Genomic DNA, 24,046 nt, shown 5'->3' with positions numbered 1-24,046 from the left:
AAACCGCCCATCATTCGCATGATGGGCGGAGCCTGGTGGGGACGATGGGAGTTGAACCCATACGCCTTGCGGCACATGATCCTAAGTCATGCGCGTCTGCCATTCCGCCACGTCCCCCGCTGGCGAGTATAGCACGAGAAGCTGTTTCCGGCAAGAGGTTGCCGGGCAGGTTCGTGACATGTTATACTAAAGGGGCTATGTGACAGAAGCCCCCTTCCGCCGCGCATTTCGTATACCGTCGCGGTATCGACAGTCAGCAGGAGCCGCCATGAAAGCCGTTGTGATGGCCGGCGGCGAGGGTACTCGCCTGCGACCGCTCACGATAAATCGCCCGAAACCGATGGTATCACTGGTCGACCGACCGGTGATGCAACATATCATTGAATTACTCAAACTGCACGGTATCACCGACATTATCATTACCGTGCAGTACCTGGCAAATGTTATCCAAGACTACTACGGTGACGGCAGCGCGTATGGGGTTAATATTACCTATTCGCTGGAAGAGATACCGTTGGGCACTGCCGGTAGTGTCAAAAATGCCGAGCACCTGCTCACCGAACCTTTCCTCGTTATATCCGGTGATGCTCTGACCGATTTTAACCTGACTCAGATCATCGAGTACCATATGGCCTCCGGTGCGACCGCAACCGTCACCCTCACCCGCGTCGCTAATCCACTTGAATACGGCGTGATCATCACCGACGAACAAGGCCGCATCCGTCAGTTGCTCGAAAAACCGAGCTGGGGAGAGGTCTTTTCTGATACCGTCAATACCGGTATTTACGTCTTCAATCCCGATATCTTTAGTTACATTGAACGAGGCCGCGTCACCGACTGGTCGAAAGATGTCTTCCCACGTATGTTGCACCGTGGTGATCGACTGTACGGGTATATCGCCAATGGGTATTGGACCGATGTCGGTACTATCGAGGCTTACATGCGCGCTTGCAGCGATTATTTGTCGGGCAAAGTCAATCTACCGCGCATCGGTCACAATATTGGTGGCGACATCTGGATTGATCGCGATGCCGAAATTGCTCCTGATGCCCAACTGCACGGCCCGATCTACCTTGGTCACGGAGCTAAGATCAAAGGTGGGGTGATTATTCACGGGCCGTCGGTGATCCGTGACTACACCATTGTCGATTCACGGGCCAATATCGATCGCTCGATCATTTGGCGTAACTCGTACATTGGTGAACGGGCCGAGCTGCGCGGTGCGATTGTGTTACGCCAGTGCAACATTCGCTCCCGGGCAATGATCTTCGAGGGAGCTGTGATCGGCGATGGAGTTCAGATCGGCGCTGGTGCAGTGGTGCAACCAAACGTTAAGATTTGGCCCTCCAAAGAGGTAGATGAAGGCGCAACTGTTACGTCAAGTATCATTTGGGGGAGCCAAGGACGCCGTGTGCTGTTTGGCCGCTATGGGATTACCGGTTTAGTTAATATCGAGATTACGCCTGAAATGTGTGCCCGGCTCGGTGCAGCATACGGTGCGACACTACCGCGTGGCACTACGGTGACGATTAACCGCGATGCACATTTTACCCCTCGCATGCTGAAGCGTGCAATTATTGCCGGTTTGCCTTCGGCGGGGGTGAATGTCTGCGATCTACGCAATGTACCAATCCCATTAGCCCGTTACTATACCCATGCGATCGGCGCCGCCGGAGGTGTCCATGTCCGAATCTCACCGTTTGATAACCGAGTTGCCGAGATCAAATTCTTTAACCATCTCGGACTTGACATCAATAGTACGATCGAGCGTAAAATCGAGAGTACGTTCTTCCGTGAAGATTACCGACGTGCCTATCTGGATGAAATTGGCCGCATTTTCTACGGCGAAGATGTGGAAGAGACGTACCGAGCCGCGTTTATGAAAGCCCTTGGCCAAAATGCCGCTTTTGGCAAGGGTTTTCCAATCGTGATCGATTACGCGAACACCAGTACCAGTACGGTCATGGCCGAGATTCTGCGTCGGATGCAGGCCGATGCCGTCGAACTGAACGTCTATCTCGATGAACGGATGGTGTTTCAGACCGGTGCAGAGTTTGAGGCCGCAATGACGCGATTGACCAAAATCACGCCGGTAGTTGGCGCACAGTTCGGTGTCCGTCTCGATCCCGGCGGCGAGAAGATTTTTCTCATCGATGATCGTGGTCAACGCTTGCACCCGCTCCGTGCGTTGGCCGCCATGACGGCGCTCTCGATGCGCGCATACGGCGGTGGGATCGTTGCCGTCCCGGTGACAGCACCCCGTGCCTTTGAACAGATTGCCGCACGGTATGGCGGAAGTATCATTCGCACACGCGCTCACCTCGGCGCATTGATGAACCTCGCCGCCGAACGGCCTGACCTCTTGCTCCTTGGTGATGGTACCGGCAACTATATCTTCCCCCATTTCTACCCTGTCGCCGACGGCATGTTTGCAATTGCACGGTTGATGGAACTTCTCACGCTCAATCAAACAACTCTGAGTGAGGTTCTGGCCGATCTCCCACCTTACTATATTTGGCAAACCCGCGTGCCGTGTCGCTGGGAAAGCAAAGGCAAAGTGATGCGTATTCTCAATCAACAATACCACGAACGACACGGCGAACAAATTGACGGAATCAAAATTGAATTGGGACAAGAATGGGTCCTTATTTTACCCGATCCCGATGGACCATTTTTTCACGTCATTGCTGAAGGCAGTAGCGAAGAGCACGCCCGCATACTCACCGATAAATATGCCGGATTGGTGACGAGCTTGCAGTAGCAACCGGCAGTCGATTGGCAACTGCCGACTGGATACAGACGAGGAGGGGGCAATGTCTACCCGCTCAGGAAGTGAAGATCCGCTCTACAACGCAATCACGACGACGACGGTTCAGATTGGTCGTATTGGATACGGTCTGCTACGGTTACCGCTCGGTCTGTTACCTGCACAAAGTCGTACCCATATGGAACGCGCTATCTATGAACTGAGTCGCGCCTTTGCCAGCCTCCCTGGTGATTTCGCCCGCATTGCTGAACGTGAAATCATTCGTTGGGTAGACGAGCAACCACGGTACCGTCGCCGTGATGAACCAGAACAACACTTGACAGTCATGATTACACCGGAAGAAGCAAAGGTTCCGCTTGCATCACCACTGCGGGAAGAAACACCACCATCGCCCCCCAGCAATGACGAGCCGATTGAAGAAGACATTGCCGAGCTGATCACCGACGAGGTTTCCGCATCGATTACCGATATTGAACGGCTCATAGCTGAACCGCCGAATGTGAGTATTACGTATATTGAATACGACCCGCCCGGTAGCGATCTGGAAGGTGAGTTTGTTGTGATCACGAATGTATCTCACCAGCCCGTCGATCTTACTGGGTGGACGTTGATCGATGAAGGAGGACATCACACATACACCTTCCCGCATTTTACGCTGACCAGTGGCGCCGAGGTGAAAGTGTGGACGAAAGCCGGTACCGATGACGCCAATAACCTGTATTGGGGATCACGCCGCCCAATTTGGAATAATAGCGGTGATAGTGCAATATTGCGTGATGCAAATGGGAACCTTGTCAGTCGTTATACCTATGCAGCCGGCGCGTAGGGTTTGGTGATGATTCGTGATGGCAGGGGTAGGCTTTCCTGCGATGTGGTAAACAAAATCTTCATAGCGTGTGGGTGAGTATCTTATGAGCGATGTTTCTCTGGTTGGTCAGACCCTTGGGCGCTTCGAGATCCTGTCAGAATTAGGACGGGGAGGTATGGCGGTCGTTTATAAAGCGCGTCAGACCGATTTGGATCGGATAGTGGCGCTCAAAATCTTACCGCCTAGCCTGACCAGCGATCAGAGTTACATCGCCCGTTTTCGGCAAGAGGCGCGCAGCGCTGCCCGGCTGGAACATCCTCACATTATGCCGATCTATGAGGTCGGCGAGGTAGCGGGTTACCACTACATCGCTATGAAGTTTATTCAGGGCCGCACGCTCAAGCAATTGCTCCAACAAGAGGGTGCCCTCTCTGTTAAGCGCGCCACTCAGATCCTAGCGCAAGTTGGTGAAGCACTCGATTACGCTCACCGACAGGGAATCATTCACCGCGATATTAAACCCTCTAACGTAATGATTACCGACGAGGGGTGGATTTATCTCACCGACTTCGGTCTTGCCCGTGGTACGGGGAGTAACGGCGGTCTCACAATTGCCGGTACGGTGATGGGAACCCCGGAGTATATGTCACCTGAACAGGCACAGGGTCTGCCAAACGTTGGGCCACCAACCGACATTTACGCGCTTGGGGTGATGCTCTATGAGTTGTTAACCGGCGCGTTTCCGTTTAAAGCCGAGACCCCAATGGCGATGCTGGCCGCGCGCCTCGTCCATGCTCCTATCCCACCGCGCGATGTGCGCAGTGATTTACCACCGGCAGTGGAAGATGTGATTATGCGCGCACTGGCTCGTAAGCCGGAAGCTCGTTTTGCCACCGCAGCCGAGATGGTGGCAGCCCTACGCCAAGCGGTTGGGATGAGTGAAAGTGAGCTGAGCCGGCCACTTACTCCACAAGGTGGGATGCCGGCAATCGGCAGCGGACTACCATCTCCTTTGCCGACCCATCCGGCTACGCCCTTCCCGCCGACCCAGCCGGCTACGCCACCGCCGGTGTACGGCCCAACCACCCCATCACCGGCTTACCTCCAAACACCGTCGATGCCAGCATCTCATCCTTACGCTGCTGCCCCTACTACCCCAGCTCCTAATCCGCTTAACGTACCCGCTACCCCTACCCGCTCAACCAGAAAAGGGCTACTCATAGGCATTCTGGTGGGTGTCATCACGCTTGGGTTGCTTGCCGGTGGTGGGGTCGCGCTGTTTGCGCTGTTCCGATCTTCATCACCACCGGTTCCTCCTACCGATGAAACTGCGTCGTTGATAAGCACCGGCGATACTGCATTAGCCCGCTCTGGCGGATTGGCTGAGGCTATTGCAGCTTACCGCGAAGCCGTTGCTGCGAACAGCGACGACATGACAGCCCATGCGCGTTTGGCCGGCGCATTGCTGGCCCAAGGGAGTTGGAACGAAGTAATTGCGGCGGCTGATCCGCTGATAAATGCTACCGATAGACGCGCCCAAGCTATGGGGTTTGGTATTAGCGGATACGCCTATCTGCATCTCGGTAATCGAGTTCAAGCACGTCTCTCCGGCGAACGTGCGATCAAGGCGGATGACAACGAAGCGCTCGGCCACGCGCTCTATGCAGCGGTGCTGGCAACCGATGCGGCAGATAGTCACGATAACGATTTGATGGATCGCGCCTTTAACGCGATCGGTAAGGCGGAAGATCGACTCGCTGCTTCCGATCCGCTTAACCAATCCTTTGCACATGCCCTTCTTGGTTGGGCTTTTAGCCGGGATTTTCTCCTGCGCGACGATCCAAACACGCTGGAACAGGCTGTTAGTAGCCTTGAAGCAGCCATCGATCGCTTCCCAACCCTCGCCCTCTTTCACTATGAACTTGGGACGATTTATCTCACTACCGATCAGGATAGCACATTGGCCCGTGATGAACTTCAGAACACACTGACGCTCGATCCAACTTTCAGCGCAGCCCAAGCTGCATTGGGTGGGCTGGCCTATCGCGACGATCAAACCGATGTAGCGCAAGCGGCGTTTCAGAAGGCGCTCCAATTGAACCCTGATGAGAGCTTGGCACTTTTTGGGTTGGGCCGGCTGGCCTTCGATGATAAAAATTTTGAACAAGCGTTGGATTACTTTCAGCAGACAATCGATGCAAATCCACACTTCGCCAACGCATATGCGTATCTCGGTGAGACAAAGCTCTTTATCGGTTTTCAAAGCTCTGACAGTGAAACCGCCGGCGATTGGTACAGGCAGGCCGAAGCGGCCTACCGTGAAGCGCTAAACCGCAATGATTACGATGCGTTTGCGTACAATGGTCTCGGTTGGATCCTCTTGTACCAAGATCGGTATGATGAGGCAATTGAAGTGCTGCAAAAAGCCCTTCGCCTCGATAATACAAACGCCGAAATATTTAACGGTCTTGGGTGGTCCTACTTTTATAGCAAACACTACAGTGAGGCTGAAACGTTCTTCCAACAAGCAATTGACTTGAAACCTTCCTACACTGACGCCTACTTTGGTTTAGGTCGGTCGTATGAAGAGCAAGGTCGTTTTGCCGAAGCACTAGAAGCCTTTCAAACGGTAAAGCAGCTCGATCCAACATATCCGAACATCGATGAAGTGATCGAGCGCGTATCATCATAACAGATAAACAATGACAGTTGGAAAAACGCTCCTCCTGATCGGCCCACCTGGTACAGGCAAAACGACTATCGCTAACCTGCTTGCCCAAGAGTCCGGGGTGGCCGTTGTTGCCACCGGTCAGCGTCTCCGGGCCGAGATTCGCGCACAAAGTCCTATCGGTCGGCAGATTGCAACATTGCTCGAACAAGGTCGGCTAGCGCCCGACGATGTGATGGCCAAGCTAATGCGTGCCTGGTTGCAGGCAATTCCGCTATCACAAATGTGCCTTCTCGACGGTTATCCTCGTAGTGTTGCACAAGCACAGATGCTTGAAACAATGCTGGCCGAACTAGGACGACAGGTCGATAACGTCATCGTGCTCGATCTCAGTGAGGCAGCGATCCTTCATCGCCTCAGTGGACGCCGGGTTTGTCGTAGCCCTGCTGGAGACGATGTGACGCTGCACATCGATGACACCGAACGGATAGCACAATGCTTGGCAAAAGGAGGCGTCCTTCGTCAACGTGACGATGATCGACCCGAAGTAATCCGCGCTCGCCTCCGTCTTTATGAACAAGAAACAACACCAGTACTCGATTTCTACAGGCATCGTGGTTTAGTCCACCATATTAACGCCGATCAATCACCGGAAATGGTCGTCGCTGTGATCAACAAGGTGCTGCAAGACGATTAAATCTGAACTAGGAAGCTGTGTGCTACAATCACCGCACGACCGACCGGCGAAGAGATAGCGCACCAGCAGATGAATCTGTAGGAAAAGAACCGCACTGTTATGCGCCACAGGACAGGAGAGTTCAGTGATGAGCGAGTACGTTGCCCTAATTACCGGTGCAGCCAGCGGTATCGGCTTAGCCTGTGCCGAACGATTTGCTGCCGACGGCTACCGGGTGGTGTTGGTCGATCTCCCCGGCTCTGCCGGTGAAGCAGTCGCCGAACGGCTCGGCGGCATGTTTGTTGGCGTTGATTTAGCAACGCAGGCGGGTTGCCGACAAGCGGTTGATACCGCGCTCAATACTTATGGCCGAGTCGATGCTCTGATCAACAATGCCGGTTTTCAACACATTGACGCCATCGAAGACTTTCCCGAAGATCGTTGGGAAACGATGATCGCAGTGATGCTGACTGCACCGTTTCGTTTGACCAAGTATGTCTGGCCGAGCATGAAAGCCAACGGTCGTGGTCGGATTGTCAACATCGGATCGGTGCATAGTCTACGGGCATCGCCGTTTAAGAGTGCCTACATCTCGGCCAAACACGGCTTGCTTGGGCTTACCCGCACGGCTGCTCTCGAAGGAGGCCCTTACGGAATTACCGTCAATCTAATCGCACCGGCCTATGTGCGCACACCGTTGGTCGAAAAGCAAATCGCCGATCAAGCCCGTACTCGTGGTATTCCTGAAGATCAGGTGATCGAGAAGGTAATGCTCGAACCGGCAGCGATCAAGCGCCTCATTGAGCCATCAGAAGTGGCCGGCTTAGCAGCTTTTCTCTGCTCCGACGCCGCTGGTGCTATTACCGGCTCAGTGTACGAAATTGCTTTAGGTTGGACGGCACGGTAGACCTTGCACCGACCGAGAGGGCGATCTGTACTCGGCAAGACCGCCACAAGGGCAGGTGGTACCGTGGCATAACACAAGGAGTAGCCGCGACGTTCGGGGAGAAACACACAAACGAACGGCACGCCGACGTGTACGATTATTGCGAACGGATAGCCCCCCTAGCGGGTGCCCTTGTGGCAGTTCATCCTACGAGGTTGGAGGGATACCTAACACTACACGTGCCTCGGCAACATCATGGCGGATTTGGGCGACCAATTCATCAATACCACTAAACTTCCGCTCGTTACGAAGCCGCATCAACAGCTCGATCCGCACATACTGATCGTACAGATCACCTTGCCAATCGATGAGATGGGCCTCAACCACTTGGCGGGTACCATCGAACGTCGGACGTACCCCGATATTTGTCACCGTTGGCACAACCTCACCGGTCGCGAGATAGGTACGGCAAGCATAGACCCCATGCGCCGGCACTACTACATCTGGATTCACCTGCAAATTCGCAGTAGGAAACCCAATCTGGCGACCACGTCCATCACCACGAGTAACGAGGCCCCGCAGCGCGAAAGGCCGTCCCAACAACGCACCGGCACCGGCGACGTTTCCCGCCAGCACCAGTTCGCGGATACGTGAGGAGCTGACCGGAATCCCGGCTATCGTATACTTGTTCATGGCACCGACGGCGAACCCCAGCTCACACCCGATCTCCATTAGTCGCGGAATATCACCCTCGCGTCCCCGTCCCATCGCGAAATCCTCACCAACCCAAACCTCACGTACCGGCAATGCAGCGCAGATCCGCGCCATATATTCGGCAGCACTCAGTTGGCGGATCTCGTTTGTAAACGGCGCAATAATCAGCACATCCGGTTCGAGTCGTCGAATTTGCTCGATCTTCTCATCGAGATCCGTCAATAACTGTAATGGTTGACCGGGCTGTAACACGGCACGCGGATTCGGCTCCCACGTCAGCACTGCACTAAGCATATCCAAGGCACGTGCCCGTTCGACTGTGGTACGGATCAGTTGTTGATGACCGAGATGAACGCCATCGAAACGGCCAATGCTCAAAACCGTCGCCCGGTTGGCCAAGCCGGGAACAAGATCACGGGCGATCTGCAAGGTTTTCTGCTCCGTTTCTATCCTTCCTGAGCCAGCCGTTGTAATTCGGCCAGCCGGTTCAACGCTTCTAGCGGGGTGAGTTCCTCAATCCGCAACCGACGGAGGTACTCCACCACCGGGTGCGGTACGAGATCGAACAGCGATAATTGCATACTACCCGCGGTTGAGGGCGCCGGTGGCAATACCCGCTCCCCATCCGAACTTGGTTCGACGCGCTGATCCATCGGTCGTGCCGTGTGACCCTCGAGTTCGGCCAGCAAATCGTTGGCCCGCCTGATTACACTCGCCGGAATCCCGGCTAGCTCGGCGACATGAATACCATACGAGCGATCGGCGCCACCGGGACGCAGCTCATGCAAAAAGACGACTCGGCCGTCACGCTCGACAGCCGCCATGTGAAAGTTGCGCACACGAGGTAGTTCGGCATCAAGTGCCGTCAACTCGTGATAGTGAGTCGCAAATAACGTCCGACACCCCAACCGAGGCTCGTTATGGATGTACTCAACTACGGCCCGGGCAATTGCCATACCGTCATACGTACTCGTCCCACGCCCCACCTCATCGAGAATGATCAGCGAACGGGGTGTGCTCTGCATAAGCAATGCAGCAGTTTCGGTCATCTCGACCATAAAGGTGCTCTGACCGGTGGCGATGTCGTCTTGAGCACCGATCCGGGTAAAGATGCGATCCACCAAGCCAATTTCGGCTTCATCGGCGGGGACAAACGAGCCGATTTGCGCCATCAGGGTAATCAAAGCTACTTGGCGCAAGAAGGTGCTTTTACCAGCCATATTCGGGCCGGTAATGATCAAAATCTGGACATTATCACCATCAAGATCGACATCGTTGCCGATGAACGGCTCACCCAGCGTCCGCTCAACAACCGGATGACGGCCCTGCTTGATCCGCAATACCCGATCGGTTCGCAAGGTCGGTTGGACATAGCGGCCACGCACTGCTACCTCGGCCAGGGCCGCTAACGCATCGATGCGGGCCACCGCAGCCACTGTTATCCGTAGCCGGTCGAGGTGTTGCTGAATATCATCACACAACCGTTGAAAGATATCTCGTTCCAGATCAACCAGCTTTAACCGTGCATCGCTGAGCAACCCTTCGTAGTACTTCAGCTCTTCAGTCACATAACGCTCAGCATTCACCAGCGTTTGCTTGCGTTCGTAATGTGATGGGATCAGTTTCGGGTCAACGGCGCGCGATATTTCGATATAGTAACCAAACACCTGATTGTAACCCACTTTGAGCGAACGAATCCCGGTCCGCTCACGTTCTTTCGTTTCGAGACGGTCGATGAACTCTTGGGCATGGCGACTAGCCTTAATCAGTGCATCGAGACGCTGATCGAAACCGGGCCGGATCACACGGCGCGGTCGCTCGCCACCCTCTTCGGCAGCCCGCAGATAGTTTGACGAACCGAGCAACGCCGGTGGATCATCGTCGAGTGCCCGTTCTAGCAGATCGAGCACATCACTGCACGGATCAAACATGAGCAACGGCTCGCCGTCTATTTCAGGGGCGAGCAAGTCGGGTAACAACGGTGCGATAGCTTGCGCGATGCCAGGTAGTTTACGCAACGCGGCCCGCAACTGAACCATATCACGCGGTGTTGCCACGGCAATACCTTGTGCGATCCGATTGAGCGCCCGCTCCATATCGGGCAACTCGGCCAGTGCCTCACGAAGCTCAAGCCGAGCCATCGTCTCGGCGACCAGGCGTGCTACAGCATGCTGACGCACTTGCAATGGTTCTAAAACGATCAGCGGTTGGGCAATCCAACGCCGTAGCAAACGCGCCCCCATTGCCGTACACGTGCGGTCGAGCACGCCGATCAACGAAGCTTTTGCCCCTTGCCGCCCACTACTTTCCAGCAATTCAAGATTGCGCCGAGTCTGTGGATCGAGCAGCATATATGCACCGGTCTGGTACACCCGTAGATACCGCAACTGGTTGACCCGCTGGCGTTGCGTGGTCTGGGCGTATTGAATCAATGCACCGGCAGCGCGCGTCGCCAACGGGCGGTCTTCAAGACCACACACCGCCAGTGTCGCAACCGCCAACTGCTCACACAACGCGGAGGCAGCCGTCGCCAACTCCCAGCGCCACGTCGGCCACTCGGTCACGTGACCTTGCGTCCAACTGGCAGCACTGGGGGCATCAAGACGACGGGCCACCCGCTCGTGGGGCAACAATACCTCACGCTCCTCTTTGGTGAGCGGGGCCAAGTCTTGACTCAAACGTGCCTGTACCGGGGCCAGGTTTGGCAAACGGAGCGCCTCATCGTCAGGGACGAGCACCTCAGCGGGACGAAGACGCGCCAGCTCGGCTTGCAACTGGGTCAGTGCACGTGCATCAACAAACTCGGCAGCGGCAAATTCCCCGGTCGAAAGGTCGGCATACGCCAACCCTACCTTCCCTTGTTCAACCAGCACTGCTGCCAAATAGTTATTCGTGCGATCGGGCAACATCGCCGGATCGATCACTGTACCCGGCGTAATAATCCGTACAATGGCCCGCTGTACCATCTTGCCGCTGCTTTCGAGCGGGGTCAAACCGGCAGCGTAGACCGAACGAGGCCGCGTATCATTGCGCATCGCCTCCGTCTCGCTCAACTGTTCGGCAATAGCCACCCGGTAACCACGGGCAACTAATTCGCTCACATAACGATCAACGGCGTGGTAAGGCATTCCCGCCATCGGCGCATACAGCTTCTGCTGATCCTTCGGCGCTCGCTTATCAACGGCGTATTCTTTACGTGTTAACGTTACGTCAAGTAATTCTGCAATCAACTTTGCATCATCATCAAACGTCTCGTAGAAATCACCGAAGCGAAAGAGCAAAATCGCATCGGCAGCCTCTTCTTTTAGTTTGCGATACTGGCGATACCACGCATGCAATTCAATCGCAGCCATAGCGTTAGCTTATCTCATTCATCTGCTTGCCTCCGCGCTATGATAGCACATTCTCAATCGGCCTAAAGACGCAGAGGTAGCACAAGATACGCTCTGCGTCTTCACCGTACTATATTTAGTATGCCAACAATTCTCGTGCTGCGGCGAGGATTTTTGCGGCATTTGGTCGGTATGCGTCTTCGAGGGGAGGGCTGTAAGGGACAGGGGTATCAGGCGCCGCAAGGCGAGTAATCGGCCCGTCGAGATACTCAAAGGCACGCTCGGCAATAATCGCCGCCACTTCACCGCCTACGCCACAGGTGCGGTTCGCTTCATGGACGATCAGCACCTTGCCGGTCTTCTGTACCGTTGCCAGAATTGCCGCTTCATCGAGTGGTTTGAGGGTACGCAGATCGAGCACTTCAACACTATGACCCTCACGCTCCAGGGTGATCGCCGCTTGCAACGCCTCCTGCACCATCGCGCCATACGCGATGATACTCAACTCTTCACCACTGCGTCGCAATGCCGCTTGACCGATCGGTACCAAGCTCTCCCCTTCCGGCACCGGTCCCTTCAGTGACCGATAGAGATACTTGGTCTCGTAATAAATCACCGGGTTGGGGTCACGGATAGCGCTCAGCAATAGACCATAGGCATCGGCAGGCGTAGCCGGCGCCACGACCTTCAATCCGGGAGTATGCACAAACCATGCTTCATTCGACTGCGAGTGAAACGGACCGGCACGCAAACCACCGCCACCAGGCGCACGGATCGTAATCGGCACAGGCTGCCGCCAGCGAAAATGGTTAGTAGCCGCAAACTGGACGATGGCGTCAAATCCGGTTGAGATGAAATCGGCGAACTGCATCTCGACTACCGGCAAGAAACCTTCAAACGACATACCGATAGCAGCGTAGATCATTGCCAGCTCGGTCATCGGGGTATCGATCACCCGATCTTCGCCAAACTCCTCGATCAACCCTTGCGTCACCTTAAATGCGCCACCGTAGACGCCAATGTCTTCCCCCATAATCAGCACCCGCAGGTCGCGCTGCATCTCGTACCGCAATGCCGCTCGGATCGCTTCCAGATAGGTCAGTTCGCGCGTTCCCTGCTCGTCGGTGATCGTTGTTGTCAGCTTATGCAAACCTTGATCCCATGTCATTGGCTCCTCCTGCCGGTATATTATGCATAGACGCCATCGGTGAGTGTAGCCGGATCGGGGTAGGGCGAAGCCTCGGCAAACGCTTGTGCCTCATCGAGTTCGGCCTCGATCTTGGTCAGTAGCGCTGACAGTTTCGCATCATCGAGCAGGCCCCGCGCACGCAACTCGGCTTCGATCCGTGCAATCGGATCACGTGCTTCCCATGCGGCCAGTAGCTCTTTCGGCACATACGCCATATTATCGTGGATAGCATGGCCGCGCATTCGCATCGTTTTACACTCAATAAAGGTTGGACCACCACCGGCCCGTGCCCGTTCAACTGCTTCGGTAGCTGCTTGATAAACAGCCACAAAATCGTTGCCATCAACAATGACGCCCGGCATGTTGTAGCCGGCTGCACGTTGGGCAATATGCTCGATGGCCATCTGGCGACTGAGAGGGGTCGAATAGGCGTACTGGTTATTTTCACAGATGATAACCATCGGCAACTTAAACACACTCGCCCAGTTCATTGCCTCGTGTGCCAGGCCCTGCGAAGCACTGCCATCACCGAAGAAACACATCGCTACTCGTGGTTCGCCTTTGAGTTTGATCCCGTGGGCCACGCCGGTAATCACGCCGGTTGAGGCGGGCAAATGGCTAATAAAACCGATAATACCCAGACTAAGATCACCCATCCCGTGCAGATTTGCATCACGCCCGCGCGTTACTCCGGTTTCGCGGCCCAGCCACTGGGCCAAAATCCGGCGCGGAGTCAGGCCACGGACGAGATACGCACCGAGATCGCGATGCATCGGTGCGATAATATCACGCGGACCAAGGCTCATGGCAGCGGCCACGCTTAACGCTTCGTGACCGATCTGGGAAAAATAGCCGCCAACAATTTTGCTTTGCTTGTGAAGAAAGGTGCCTCGGTCGTCAAGTGCGCGGGTCAACCGCATCCAGTAGTGTGCTTGTTGCAACAAGGCATCATCGATCGCGTTCATGCCATCTCCTTAGCCAGACGAGGCTCACTTACATGCATTGCCGTCTTGTAAATAATTGGGGATTTATTTAGAGGTATTGTACCCGATCACGCGATCAAGGTTATCGATCACGCCGACAACAGGATCAGCTTTGCAAATATAAAACGGTGCGCGAGGAGGTACATTCCCCGCGCACCGTATACGCCACGACGATGCTTGGTGCGACGACTAGTGAGCGACGTTGACCGCAATCTTGCGCGGCTTGATCTCTTCCGCCTTCGGTACCGTCACCGTCAGCACACCATTCTCCAGCTTGGCCTCAATCCGATCCGGATGGATCTGGTTGGGCAAGCGAATGCTGCGGCTGAAGCGGCCATAGCGGCGCTCGGTCACGTGATATTGGCGATCCTTGCGATCGTTGCTCTGTGTAATTTCACCACTGATCGTCAGCACGTTGTTCTCGAAGGTGATGTTGAGTTGATCGGCCGTCATGCCGGGCACCGCCATTTCAATATGATAGGCATCGGCGGTCTCGCTCAGGTCAAGCGCCGGCACCAGGCTGCCATTGCGTGGCATCACACCGGTGAAGCCGGTGAAGAAAGTGTCATCGAGCAGTTGCGTCATCTCGCGGAAGGGATCCCAACGGGTGATGTTCGTCATAGCCGTCCTCCTTGCATCATTGGTATTGATGGTATTGATTCTTTTCAGAGCAGTGCTCTCATTCGAGCCTGCCTATACATTAACAGGTGATTGTTAGAATGACGTTGGCAGAGTATTAAAACTGTGTCTATGCTTAGCACGCATTTCTTAAAGTGGACGCCAGCATAATTTGGCTGATTACGCAAATATGCTACGCCAATCCCTGCTTATCGAATATACAAAGTTTTTACAAACCTATCTCAATCGTAACGATGCAAATGCGATCATCGGAAGAGTATCTGAAAAAATAGCCTCTCATTCTACAAAATCTTGAACATTCGATCTATACAGCGAGAATACAACGTGATACAATGGAACTGTACTATTAATAGTGCTCGTTCAAAGGGGTACAAACATGGGACGGTCAATTAATATCGACTTACAGGGAGGCGTAGTACCAATCTCACAAGCTGCGGCTAGTTTAGCGGCCTTAATCCGGCGGGCGAAAGAGAGCGGGCAGCCGGTTGTGATCACACAAAAGGGGTATCCATCAGCAGTGTTACTGAACATCGAACTGTTCGAGCAACTCCGTAGCTTAGCCCTACAAACCGAGCAAGCCCGCCAGCGAGAAGCCTGATCGAGCCGGAGACAACGAACGATGATCTCTTCATACACCAGTACTGCCCGTCATCACCATGATGACGGGCAGTCATCGTTAGGAATGCTCTAGTGTCGCTCGTTTTGCGCTGCCATCAAGGCCGGGATCATCCGATGATCGGTTTGGGCTGGTACAAGCGTCACCCGGGCATTACTCTCGGCTAAGTTTTGTAACTCGAGAATAGTAAACAGCGCATCGCGCACTTCAGGATCGGTACCGATACGGGCCAGTGCTTGCCCCAAAATCTGGGGCCTGACCGCCTTTGCACGGGCAAATTCGATAGCCGCCTGCCGCTCGGCAGTACTCGTGATAATATTCACCCGGTTAGCACCGTCTTGCAAAATCGCCGACGTCACTTGGCGCAGCCGGTTCACTACCTTCGCCTCGATCTGCCGGATCATGTTAATATCGCGGAAGTGAACTTTCCGAATATACACCGACCCCAACCGATACCCCCACTCTGCCGCCTTCGGCGATACCTCAGCACGCACCGCTTGGCTCATTGCATGCCGGTTTTCCAACATTTGCGCCAACGGCATATTGCTCAAGGTTCGCACCACAGCGTTACTAACGTTCGCCGCTAACGAACCTTGCGGGTCGGCGTTCTTGAACAAGAAGGCCACCGGATCGGTTACTGCCATCTCGTACCAAACACCGATACCCATCGGCGCACCCTCTTCGGAATTCACCGGTTGGCTGCGTAGGTAACGCTGATCAAGCCGCATATCGATCACATAACGGCGACCAAACAGGCCGATTAGGAAAGCGTTTATCCCTAAATGGAGTGGTAAGATCACCAACCCCGGCTCACGCAATACCCCAACCACGCTACCGAAGAGGGTATACACGTGGCATGTACCCTCTTGCACAATTGTGTAGATACCGAATAAGCGCAGCAGGCCAAATAAGGTGGGCACTACAATAAATGCGCCGATGAAGGTCATCGTGGCAACTATGATCACGGTCAAGAGAAAGGTCATTGCTCCACCTCCAGAATAACACGCTCAGCTTGCCGGTAGAGACCTAAACGAACGTTACGTAGATAGGCATTGAGCGCATCACGCCCACTCGCTTTGAGTGCTCGTAACTGCTCGGCCAACGCCAGCAACGGCTCAACTTCGGCCTGCGCTTTCAGCGTCTCGATCTCAACCGCCCGCTTCGACTGTACGATCTTCTGATCGGCTGTAGCTTGGGCGAGGCTGATATCCGACGATACCTGGTTGTGCGCTGTATTGATCGCTGCCATTGCCGACTCCACTTCCGGCGGTGCATCGATTTCGGTGATTAGTGAAGCGTCAAGAATGATTCCGTAGCGTGCCGCCGATGACAGACACTCGCGATCCATTAGCTCGTTGAGGTCACGCAGATTCTTGCGCAGATCGTTGATCGAAACACCGGTCATTTCGCTCCCTTCCCCAGCCATCGCATTTAACTGACCGGTTTCTGTAGCCGGTGCCGAAAAGTTGGCGATCCGCTCACGCAAGATTGAGATGAAGTATCCCATCACGTGAACCACCGGATTTTTCACCCCGAAGAGATAGGCGTAGAGGTGGCGCTCCGATACCCGATAGCGGATCTGGCCTTTCAGGCCGACGTTCAGTTGGTCTTTGGTGACCGCCTCCAACACACGACCACCCTGATTCGCCGTCGGGTCTTCCAGATCGAGCGCCATGTTGATGGTCTGGGTTGCGACCGACACCTTGTACACACGTTCCCACGGCCATTTAAAATAAGGACCACCGGGAGGAATAACCCGCACCTGCGGATAGCGATAACGTTCGCGTTCATCCGGGCGCAAATACTCGGCAAATGGATCGTCCATCGGTGGTCCCGGCAGGCGTTCAGCTCGTCCGAAGATGGTTTTCACTGCGCGCTCGTTTTGATCGACAGTGTAAAAGCTGAAGGCGATGTAGCGAACAATAAACCACCCTAACAGTCCGATGACAACCCCAAGCGTAACGTCCATACAACCACCTTCCTTGTCGTTGCTAACGACCCAGCGCTATCAACCGAAAAAGATATGCGTTCGCGGTCGTCACCACGAACGCATGAGAAAGACACCTGAATGCCGACGGTAAGCGATATACGGAACCGATATGAGGGCCATTGCGTGTATCCTCTCCTTGTGCTGTCAGTATAACATACGGATTCATCCCAGAAAGGTTGCACAGCAATTGTGCTATAATCGCGCTAACCCAGAATGTCATGGCAAGCCAATCGGCGCGCCGACAAGTGAAGGGCCATGTCGCCCGCATGGTTCTTCGCAAGTGTTCCGGTCATCGTAGATCAGGAGAAGGAAGCATGCGAAAGACTCTTCTTACACTGATAGCGCTCCTCGCGCTACTCCTGCCGGTACTGACCGCGTGTGGTCAGCCTACGGCTCAACCGACAGCGACACCGGCTCCCACAGCCGCACCAACCACCGCTCCAACTACTGCTCCAACAGATTCCAGCAAGCCCCGGATCGCACTGGTGACCGATCTGGGCAAGGTCAACGATGGAACGTTTAACGAGTTTGCCCACCTTGGTGCGTTGCGGGCGGCGCAAGAGTTCGGGCTGGAGTACAAGTACATCGAGACGCAGGCCCAAGCCGACTACGAGAAGAACATTCAAACCTTCGTCGATGAGGGTTTCGATGTGATCATCACCGTCGGTTTCCTCATCGCCGACGCTACCAAGAAGTTCGCCGCCGAACACCCTGACATCATCTTTATCGGCGTCGACCAGTTCTACGAGCCGGGCACGGTGACCGACAATTTGGTCGGGTTGCAGTTCCGTGAGGATCAGGCCGGCTTCTTGGCTGGTGCCCTGGCCGGGATGATGACCAAGACTAACACCGTCGGTATTGTTGCCGGTCAAGAGATCCCACCGGTCAAGCGCTTCAAGAACGGTTTTGATAACGGCGCACGCTATGTCAATCCCAACATCAACCTGCTCGGTGTCTATCTACCCACCTTCATCGACCCCGCCCTCGGCGCGAGCACGGCCCAACAGATGATCGGTGAGGGGGCAGACGTGATCTTCGGTGCGGGCGGCCCTACTGGCTCCGGCGCGATCAAAGAAGCGGCAGCGCGTGGCGTGTTTGTCATCGGTGTCGACCAGGACGAATACGTCACCACCTTTGCCAACGGCTCGGCTCCCGGCGCCGATAAAATTCTGTCATCGGCGATCAAGCGAGTCGATGTCGCCGTCTACGACCAAATCAAGGCGGTTGTGAACGGCACCTTCAAAGGAAACGGTATCGCCCTGTACGAAGCGGCGAACGGGGGTATCGGCTACGCTGATTACCACGACACTGCTAACATCGTGCCGGCTGAAGTGAAGGTGCGAATGGAGCAGATCCTCGCGGCGCTGACCAACGGCACACTGACGACCGGCGTCGATCCGGTCAGCGGTGATGTTGATCCGGCGACTATCCCAACACCGCAGCCGTTCCGCACCTCAGATGTCAAGCTACCCCGGATCGCGCTGGTGACCGATCTGGGCAAAGTCAACGATGGAACCTTTAATGAGTCGGCTCACCTCGGTGCGTTACGGGCGGCGCAAGAGTTTGGGCTGGAGTACAAGTACATCGAGACGCAGGCCCAAGCCGACTACGAGAAGAATATTCAGACCTTCATTGATGAGGGCTTTGATGTGATCATCACCGTCGGTTTCCTCATTGCCGACGCTACCAAGAAGTTCGCCGCCGAACACCCTGATATTATCTTCATTGGGGTCGACCAGTTCTACGAGCCGGGCACGGTGACCGACAATTTGGTCGGATTGCAGTTCCGTGAGGATCAGGCCGGTTTCTTGGTCGGCGCGCTGGCCGGGATGATGACCAAGACCAACACCGTCGGTATTGTTGCCGGACAAGAGATCCCACCGGTCAAGCGCTTCAAGAATGCCTTTGATAACGGCGCACGCTATGTCAATCCCAACATCAACCTGCTCGGCGTCTATCTGCCTACCTTCATCGACCCCGCCCTCGGTGCGAGCACGGCCCAGCAGATGATCGGTGAGGGGGCAGACGTCATTATGGGCGCCGGTGGACCTACCGGCTCCGGTGCGATCAAAGAGGCCGCAGCGCGTGGTGTCTATGTGATCGGCGTTGATCAAGATGAATACTTTACGACATTCGCCCGTGGTACCGCCCCCGGTGCCGACCGGTTACTGACCTCGGCATTGAAGCGGGTTGATGTTGCCGTCTACGATCAAATCAAGGCGGTTGTGAACGGTACCTTCAAAGGGAACGGTATCGCGATGTACGAGGCAGCGAACGGTGGTATCGGTTACGCCGACTATCACGACACCGCCGATGATGTACCTGATGCGGTCAAGCGCCGGATGGAGGAGATTCTTGCCGCCCTGACCAAGGGTGAGTTGACAACCGGCGTCGATCCGGTCAGTGGTGATCTCGATCCGGCGACCATTCCAGAACCGCAGCCGTTCCGACCCTAAATCTAAACCGGTTTAGTAGGACACAACCATCACGACCCTGCTTTGCAGAGTCGTGATGGTTGTTTTTATAATTATCAAAACTAGCTTGCCCCATAACTTTTGAGCGTCAATTTATTTAACAGCAGATGCTGCGCAGTCATTGTACCAACGCGGTTTTGCATGGCAACATATCGATACCATGTTGCAAGTGCGTGGACGGAGCTACATCTTGCGCCGCAACTATCGTAACACAGACCAAATTGCGATGGCGTGCGCTGCTATTCTCAATCAAACCGACGGCCACATCTCAATCGACGCCATCCACGAAGGCCACCGTCCGGTCGTGCGATGTTGCCGCTCCGTTAGCGAAGAGGCTATCGCCATCCGCGATTTCTTGATGACCGCAGCCCGCCAGTGGCGCTTGCCCATTCACGCCGGTGCCGTACTCTGCCATAGCCGGCAGGTAGCCCAGCAGATCTGTGATGAATTACAAAAGATCGGGTTGTCGGCAGAACTTACCGAAAAGAGGCAGATCGATCTCTGTAAGCCGGTGGTGAAGGTAATGACCATCCATTCGGCCAAGGGGCTTGAGTTTCCATTTGTGGCGGTGCTGCGGTTAGCGCAAGACCATTTGCCGCATAGTTTCGAGCATTTACCACCGGAAGAACGAGACGAGATGATCGAACAGGAGCGCCGCCTGTTTTATGTTGGGTGTAGCCGTGCAATGTGCGCCCTCCTGGTATGCGCCGATGCCGATCAACCGTCACCGTTTGTGCTCGATTTGCCGAATGAACTTTGGCAGTGGGAAGAAAAATAGGCGTGAATTCTGAACAGAAACTACATTATGATGCACCGGCGTTTAACTCAAGCCGGATATACGTACCAATGGCCGTTACCAATCCTACGCCAAGCCCTAGCCATATACTCAACTCGGCGCTCCACCGCTGCTGAGCCTCGGCAATCATGCGTAGGGTGCGCAGATTACTATTTGCCAACCCCATCACTCCCTGCTGGAGAGCTTGTTGGGTTGCTTCGACCAGCTCACGTTGATTCACCAGTAGCCATACCGATCCGATGGCACTTGCAGTCAGGTACGTAAGGATACCGGCCAGCGACCCGATCAAGAGGGCTAATACTAATCGGCCGAGCCAGTTCCGCTGCGGTACCGTCGCGTTATGTGCGATGCTCATCACTCCACCCTTAGCTGACTACAAACCGACGCAAGCTTAGCTCGGCAAGGTCGGTTGCCCAACACGTTATGCAAATGCCGAGCGACTACTCGCACCACAAACGAACCAGCACTGTATTAGTTGCTACCGCCAGTTACGAGCAAAAGGAGATACCACCATGTAAGCCTACGAAGTAGTTCCCTCACCGTTATTTTCATCACCGGTGATTCGTCGGCGCGCACGCTCCTTAGCAGCCCGCAAACGCGCCAGCGCATCTTCGGTCGCAGACGTGGGAGGAGCTACCGGGTGCGACGACGAGGTTGATGACGCAGGAACCGACGGTGGTGGCGTCAGCGGTTGCTGGGCACCGGCCATCTGGCGGCGAGCTTGATCACGCACAGACCGCAATCGTCCGAGCACCGGATCAGGCGTAACCGGCACTGAGCCGGCCGGTTGGGAGCGTCCGGCCAATGTACCGAGCGCGCCAAAATCACTCCGCCGCAACATCAGCCGACGCAAGGCGATATCGATGGGCAACAGGATCAACGCCAATAGGAGCAGCGGCAACGCAATCTCTTGTGCCGAGAAAACCAGATTGATCCGACTGAACACCTCAGCCGGTTGTTCAACAAACCGACCTTTGGTCATATTCGCCAGTTCGGCTAATAAGCCGGGGTTGGCTTGAGCACTGCGATATTCCGAAGAATACGGAACGACCATTCCAGCTGTCTCTTGGACGACCACCCGATCACCGCGAGTGCCGGCAATTTGCACTAAATACGTGCCGGGCACGGGGCTTTCTAACCGCGCTTGATACTGGTTTGGTGCAACCTGTGTCAACCGCACTTCACGACGCGAACCATCGCCACCGATCAGCGTAGCCGTCACCGTCAAATCATTTTGCCCGGCAGCCGTCATCAGTCGCACAACTGTCTCACCACCAGCAACCGTCACCTCGGCGCGGACATCGGAACCACCACGTGGTGTCAGATCCCCGACTAACTGAGCTGCGAATCGTGGAAATCCGTCCCATGTCAACCAATCACGGGCCCACTTGCCTTTGGTATCGCTAAGCCAGGCCGCACTGCGTCCCAAACCATACTGCCAGGTTGCCAGTATTGGTTGCTGGTCTTCGGTCGCCAGGATCAACTGCGCAGTATCTTTGAGCGTGCTGCCGTTGTAACCGTAGAGTGGTGGAACTGCGTTAATTCCGGCCAAAATAGGGCTATTACTGTAGCGTACCGGTACAAATGGCTGTTCAACGATGTAATTACCAATCGCCGTAATGGTCTCTTGGACGAAGATTTGCGGTACATCAGCCATATCAGCCGCCGGATAATACCGACCACCACCTTCAGCCGCCAACTGTTGCAGATAGGTTGCCGAACCACTTCCCGCTGCCACCACAGTCAATGTAATTCCCTGTTCACGCAGACGAGCCGCAATATCGAGCTGATCACCACCGCTCCCCCAACCATCGGTCAGCAAAATCATGTGCTTAATACGGGCATCGACCTGCTGGAGCATCTCTTCGGCGCGCAGCAGACCGGCGCGAATATTAGTCGGTCCGCGCGGCTCAACGCCGGACACTGCATCAATCACTTGTTCAACCGTAGCCCCGCGGGTAGCGGCAAACGTCGGAAAAGCGGCGCCGTCGAACGTCACCACCCCGACCGTATCTTGTGGACTGAGCAATGCCGTCGCTTGCACCACTGCATCTTTGGCAATATCAATTTTTCGCTCGGTCGAAGAGGTAATGGGGCCGCCGCGATCGGGATTGGCACAATGACAAGCATCCATCGAGCCTGACTTATCGATCACAAACACAATTGCCAGATCGGGCCGTAGCTCACGGTTGCGAACGTCCATATAGACCGGCAATACCTCTTCGACCGCAGTACGACCATAGCCACCGACGCCAAAACTTTCTTCCCCACCGATCATCAACAAACCACGACCGAGATCGCGCACATAACCGGGGATAGCCTGCATCAGCCCAACCGGCAATGCCCGCGCAGGTGTATTTACTAATACCAACGCATCGTAAGTGCTGAGATCGGCCAACGAACGTGGGGCAGCCTCCGGCGCAATAATCTCGGCCACAATATCGGCTGCAGTAAGCGCCGTCGCTAACGGACGAGCATCGGTGGCGTTGCGTGCCACCAACAAGACGCGCGGCGGCCCTTGGACCCGAATTAAGGCTGCTGCTTCATTATTCTGTACCCGCCCATCTTGCGCAGTCTCGACTTGCACCCGATAGCGTTGGAAACCACTTCCCTTAATCGGAACCACGAATTCAACCCGTGTCGCACCGGGTCTGAGATCGAGTTCACGTTCCGCGACGACCCCAACATCATCGATCAGGCGCACCGTTGCACGCTGCGCTACCGTGCTCTCGACAGTTGCCACGATCAACGCCTCTTGACCATCGCGGACACTATTCGGCGCTTCAACGCTGGCCACCAATGCTTCTGCATCGGTCTCGACGAGGGTCAGATCGACAATGTCAATAGGAATACCACGACTAGCCGCCAAACGGGCCACATCAATCGCCCGCCCACTATTTTCGCCACCATCAGAGAGCAACACGAGCCGCTTTTGCGAGTCGGCGGGGAATAATGCCATGCCTAGTTGAATGGCGGCTTCAATGTTAGTACGGTTAGTGATGGGAATTGAAGTAATGCGTCCTAATCGTCGATCACTATCGGGGGCTCGTTCAACCAAGGCATTACCACCGAAGACAACGATTGCCGCTTGATCGTCCGGCGGCATCTCTTGCAACGCCGCACGGATAAAGGCTTCGGCCTGAGCACGGGTCGATGCCGGCATTGAGTCGCTGCCATCGAGTAAAAAAACAGTCGTAAGTCGGTCAACCGGACGCACAAATTGAATGCCGGCAAAGGCAAACACCAGGAATACCGCTATCAAGGTTCGCACGATCAAGCTACCCCAGAACCGCATTGGTGATAAGCGGCGCGGGCCTAACAGCGCGACCGCAATCATCACAACCGGTATGATGAGTAACCACAACGCTTCGGGGTAGATGAACGAGATATAGGGCATAGGCATCCGTCCGCCGGTAGATACTTACCTGAATATGGAATGTATTGGCATTGTACCGATAATGAGCCGCGTTGACAAGACAAAACCTCACTTCTTTTCTGAGACGTAGCT

The 24,046-nt window shown here is 55.1% G+C and carries 17 protein-coding genes and 1 tRNA gene; 8 read left to right on the top strand and 10 right to left on the bottom strand.

Annotated features, from left to right (window positions below; genetic code table 11):
- Nucleotides 1-33 precede the first annotated feature (33 nt).
- Nucleotides 34-117 (bottom strand) — tRNA-Leu (locus tag ACP5OT_RS01650).
- A 151-nt stretch (nt 118-268) separates the two neighbouring features.
- Here ACP5OT_RS01650 and ACP5OT_RS01645 point away from each other — a divergent pair.
- The 5 genes from ACP5OT_RS01645 to ACP5OT_RS01625 all read left to right on the top strand — a co-directional run bounded on the left by ACP5OT_RS01645 (nt 269) and on the right by ACP5OT_RS01625 (nt 7,826).
- Nucleotides 269-2,761 (top strand): sugar phosphate nucleotidyltransferase, encoded by a 2,493-nt coding sequence (locus tag ACP5OT_RS01645; protein ID WP_424674639.1) that lies wholly within the window; start codon nt 269-271, stop codon nt 2,759-2,761.
- Nucleotides 2,762-2,813: 52 nt separating this feature from the next.
- Nucleotides 2,814-3,593, top strand: coding sequence for a lamin tail domain-containing protein (locus ACP5OT_RS01640; protein WP_424674640.1), 780 nt, complete (start codon nt 2,814-2,816; stop codon nt 3,591-3,593).
- 85 nt (nt 3,594-3,678) lie between these two features.
- On the top strand, nt 3,679-6,267 hold the full coding sequence (locus ACP5OT_RS01635; protein WP_428131147.1) for a protein kinase domain-containing protein: 2,589 nt from the start codon (nt 3,679-3,681) through the stop codon (nt 6,265-6,267).
- Between the two features lie 10 nt (nt 6,268-6,277).
- Nucleotides 6,278-6,940, top strand: a complete 663-nt coding sequence (locus ACP5OT_RS01630) for an adenylate kinase family protein (RefSeq protein ID WP_424674642.1) — start codon at nt 6,278-6,280, stop codon at nt 6,938-6,940.
- A 127-nt stretch (nt 6,941-7,067) separates the two neighbouring features.
- On the top strand, nt 7,068-7,826 hold the full coding sequence (locus ACP5OT_RS01625) for a 3-hydroxybutyrate dehydrogenase (protein ID WP_424674643.1): 759 nt from the start codon (nt 7,068-7,070) through the stop codon (nt 7,824-7,826).
- A gap of 186 nt (nt 7,827-8,012) precedes the next feature.
- Here the strand turns inward: ACP5OT_RS01625 and ACP5OT_RS01620 are convergent, their stop codons facing one another.
- The 5 genes from ACP5OT_RS01620 to ACP5OT_RS01600 all read right to left on the bottom strand — a co-directional run bounded on the left by ACP5OT_RS01620 (nt 8,013) and on the right by ACP5OT_RS01600 (nt 14,644).
- Entirely contained in the window at nt 8,013-8,948 is a 936-nt protein-coding gene (locus ACP5OT_RS01620; RefSeq protein WP_428131145.1) for a bifunctional riboflavin kinase/FAD synthetase, read from the bottom strand.
- A gap of 17 nt (nt 8,949-8,965) precedes the next feature.
- On the bottom strand, nt 8,966-11,872 hold the full coding sequence (gene mutS, locus ACP5OT_RS01615; protein WP_428131143.1) for a DNA mismatch repair protein MutS: 2,907 nt from the start codon (nt 11,870-11,872) through the stop codon (nt 8,966-8,968).
- A 115-nt stretch (nt 11,873-11,987) separates the two neighbouring features.
- Complete coding sequence (locus ACP5OT_RS01610; RefSeq protein WP_424674646.1) at nt 11,988-13,019, bottom strand: alpha-ketoacid dehydrogenase subunit beta; 1,032 nt, start codon at nt 13,017-13,019, stop codon at nt 11,988-11,990.
- A 20-nt stretch (nt 13,020-13,039) separates the two neighbouring features.
- On the bottom strand, nt 13,040-14,005 hold the full coding sequence (locus ACP5OT_RS01605) for a thiamine pyrophosphate-dependent dehydrogenase E1 component subunit alpha (protein WP_424674647.1): 966 nt from the start codon (nt 14,003-14,005) through the stop codon (nt 13,040-13,042).
- 207 nt (nt 14,006-14,212) lie between these two features.
- Nucleotides 14,213-14,644 carry an Hsp20/alpha crystallin family protein gene (locus ACP5OT_RS01600; RefSeq protein ID WP_287907540.1) on the bottom strand — a complete coding sequence of 144 codons (432 nt, stop codon included), beginning with the start codon at nt 14,642-14,644 and terminating at the stop codon, nt 14,213-14,215.
- Between the two features lie 394 nt (nt 14,645-15,038).
- Between ACP5OT_RS01600 and ACP5OT_RS01595 the strand changes: the two genes are divergently transcribed.
- The gene (locus ACP5OT_RS01595; protein WP_015942445.1) at nt 15,039-15,260 is read left to right on the top strand and encodes a type II toxin-antitoxin system prevent-host-death family antitoxin; all 222 of its coding nucleotides are present in this window, start codon (nt 15,039-15,041) and stop codon (nt 15,258-15,260) included.
- A gap of 89 nt (nt 15,261-15,349) precedes the next feature.
- Here the strand turns inward: ACP5OT_RS01595 and ACP5OT_RS01590 are convergent, their stop codons facing one another.
- Both ACP5OT_RS01590 and ACP5OT_RS01585 read right to left on the bottom strand, forming a co-directional pair.
- Entirely contained in the window at nt 15,350-16,261 is a 912-nt protein-coding gene (locus ACP5OT_RS01590; RefSeq protein WP_424674648.1) for an SPFH domain-containing protein, read from the bottom strand.
- The gene (locus tag ACP5OT_RS01585; RefSeq protein WP_424674649.1) at nt 16,258-17,247 is read right to left on the bottom strand and encodes an SPFH domain-containing protein; all 990 of its coding nucleotides are present in this window, start codon (nt 17,245-17,247) and stop codon (nt 16,258-16,260) included. Before ACP5OT_RS01585 ends, ACP5OT_RS01590 begins: the two co-directional genes overlap by 4 nt.
- A gap of 335 nt (nt 17,248-17,582) precedes the next feature.
- Here ACP5OT_RS01585 and ACP5OT_RS01580 point away from each other — a divergent pair, with 335 nt between their 5' ends.
- Both ACP5OT_RS01580 and ACP5OT_RS01575 read left to right on the top strand, forming a co-directional pair.
- Nucleotides 17,583-19,724, top strand: coding sequence for a BMP family lipoprotein (locus tag ACP5OT_RS01580; RefSeq protein WP_424674650.1), 2,142 nt, complete (start codon nt 17,583-17,585; stop codon nt 19,722-19,724).
- A 178-nt stretch (nt 19,725-19,902) separates the two neighbouring features.
- Nucleotides 19,903-20,520, top strand: a complete 618-nt coding sequence (locus tag ACP5OT_RS01575; protein ID WP_428131140.1) for a 3'-5' exonuclease — start codon at nt 19,903-19,905, stop codon at nt 20,518-20,520.
- 25 nt (nt 20,521-20,545) lie between these two features.
- Here ACP5OT_RS01575 and ACP5OT_RS01570 read toward each other — a convergent pair whose 3' ends face one another.
- Both ACP5OT_RS01570 and ACP5OT_RS01565 read right to left on the bottom strand, forming a co-directional pair.
- Nucleotides 20,546-20,893 carry a hypothetical protein gene (locus ACP5OT_RS01570; protein ID WP_424674652.1) on the bottom strand — a complete coding sequence of 116 codons (348 nt, stop codon included), beginning with the start codon at nt 20,891-20,893 and terminating at the stop codon, nt 20,546-20,548.
- Nucleotides 20,894-21,058: 165 nt separating this feature from the next.
- On the bottom strand, nt 21,059-23,935 hold the full coding sequence (locus ACP5OT_RS01565) for a VWA domain-containing protein (protein WP_428131138.1): 2,877 nt from the start codon (nt 23,933-23,935) through the stop codon (nt 21,059-21,061).
- Between the last annotated feature and the right edge of the window lie 111 nt (nt 23,936-24,046).

The organism is Chloroflexus sp. (assembly GCF_049970315.1).
Taxonomy (GTDB): Bacteria; Chloroflexota; Chloroflexia; order Chloroflexales; family Chloroflexaceae; genus Chloroflexus.
The sequence above is the reverse complement of the archived record's forward strand: the minus strand, read 5'-3'. Positions and strand labels throughout refer to the sequence as shown.

What these genes read in the sequence shown, in the direction of transcription:
- ACP5OT_RS01645 (WP_424674639.1), top strand. Translation starts at nt 269, where the DNA reads ATGAAAGCCGTTGTGATGGCCGGCGGCGAGGGTACTCGCCTGCGACCG.
- ACP5OT_RS01640 (WP_424674640.1), top strand. Translation starts at nt 2,814, where the DNA reads ATGTCTACCCGCTCAGGAAGTGAAGATCCGCTCTACAACGCAATCACG.
- ACP5OT_RS01635 (WP_428131147.1), top strand. Translation starts at nt 3,679, where the DNA reads ATGAGCGATGTTTCTCTGGTTGGTCAGACCCTTGGGCGCTTCGAGATC.
- ACP5OT_RS01630 (WP_424674642.1), top strand. Translation starts at nt 6,278, where the DNA reads ATGACAGTTGGAAAAACGCTCCTCCTGATCGGCCCACCTGGTACAGGC.
- ACP5OT_RS01625 (WP_424674643.1), top strand. Translation starts at nt 7,068, where the DNA reads ATGAGCGAGTACGTTGCCCTAATTACCGGTGCAGCCAGCGGTATCGGC.
- mutS (WP_428131143.1), bottom strand. Translation starts at nt 11,872, where the DNA reads ATGGCTGCGATTGAATTGCATGCGTGGTATCGCCAGTATCGCAAACTA.
- ACP5OT_RS01610 (WP_424674646.1), bottom strand. Translation starts at nt 13,019, where the DNA reads ATGACATGGGATCAAGGTTTGCATAAGCTGACAACAACGATCACCGAC.
- ACP5OT_RS01605 (WP_424674647.1), bottom strand. Translation starts at nt 14,005, where the DNA reads ATGAACGCGATCGATGATGCCTTGTTGCAACAAGCACACTACTGGATG.
- ACP5OT_RS01600 (WP_287907540.1), bottom strand. Translation starts at nt 14,644, where the DNA reads ATGACGAACATCACCCGTTGGGATCCCTTCCGCGAGATGACGCAACTG.
- ACP5OT_RS01595 (WP_015942445.1), top strand. Translation starts at nt 15,039, where the DNA reads ATGGGACGGTCAATTAATATCGACTTACAGGGAGGCGTAGTACCAATC.
- ACP5OT_RS01590 (WP_424674648.1), bottom strand. Translation starts at nt 16,261, where the DNA reads ATGACCTTTCTCTTGACCGTGATCATAGTTGCCACGATGACCTTCATC.
- ACP5OT_RS01585 (WP_424674649.1), bottom strand. Translation starts at nt 17,247, where the DNA reads ATGGACGTTACGCTTGGGGTTGTCATCGGACTGTTAGGGTGGTTTATT.
- ACP5OT_RS01580 (WP_424674650.1), top strand. Translation starts at nt 17,583, where the DNA reads ATGCGAAAGACTCTTCTTACACTGATAGCGCTCCTCGCGCTACTCCTG.
- ACP5OT_RS01575 (WP_428131140.1), top strand. Translation starts at nt 19,903, where the DNA reads ATGTTGCAAGTGCGTGGACGGAGCTACATCTTGCGCCGCAACTATCGT.
- ACP5OT_RS01570 (WP_424674652.1), bottom strand. Translation starts at nt 20,893, where the DNA reads ATGAGCATCGCACATAACGCGACGGTACCGCAGCGGAACTGGCTCGGC.
- ACP5OT_RS01565 (WP_428131138.1), bottom strand. Translation starts at nt 23,935, where the DNA reads ATGCCCTATATCTCGTTCATCTACCCCGAAGCGTTGTGGTTACTCATC.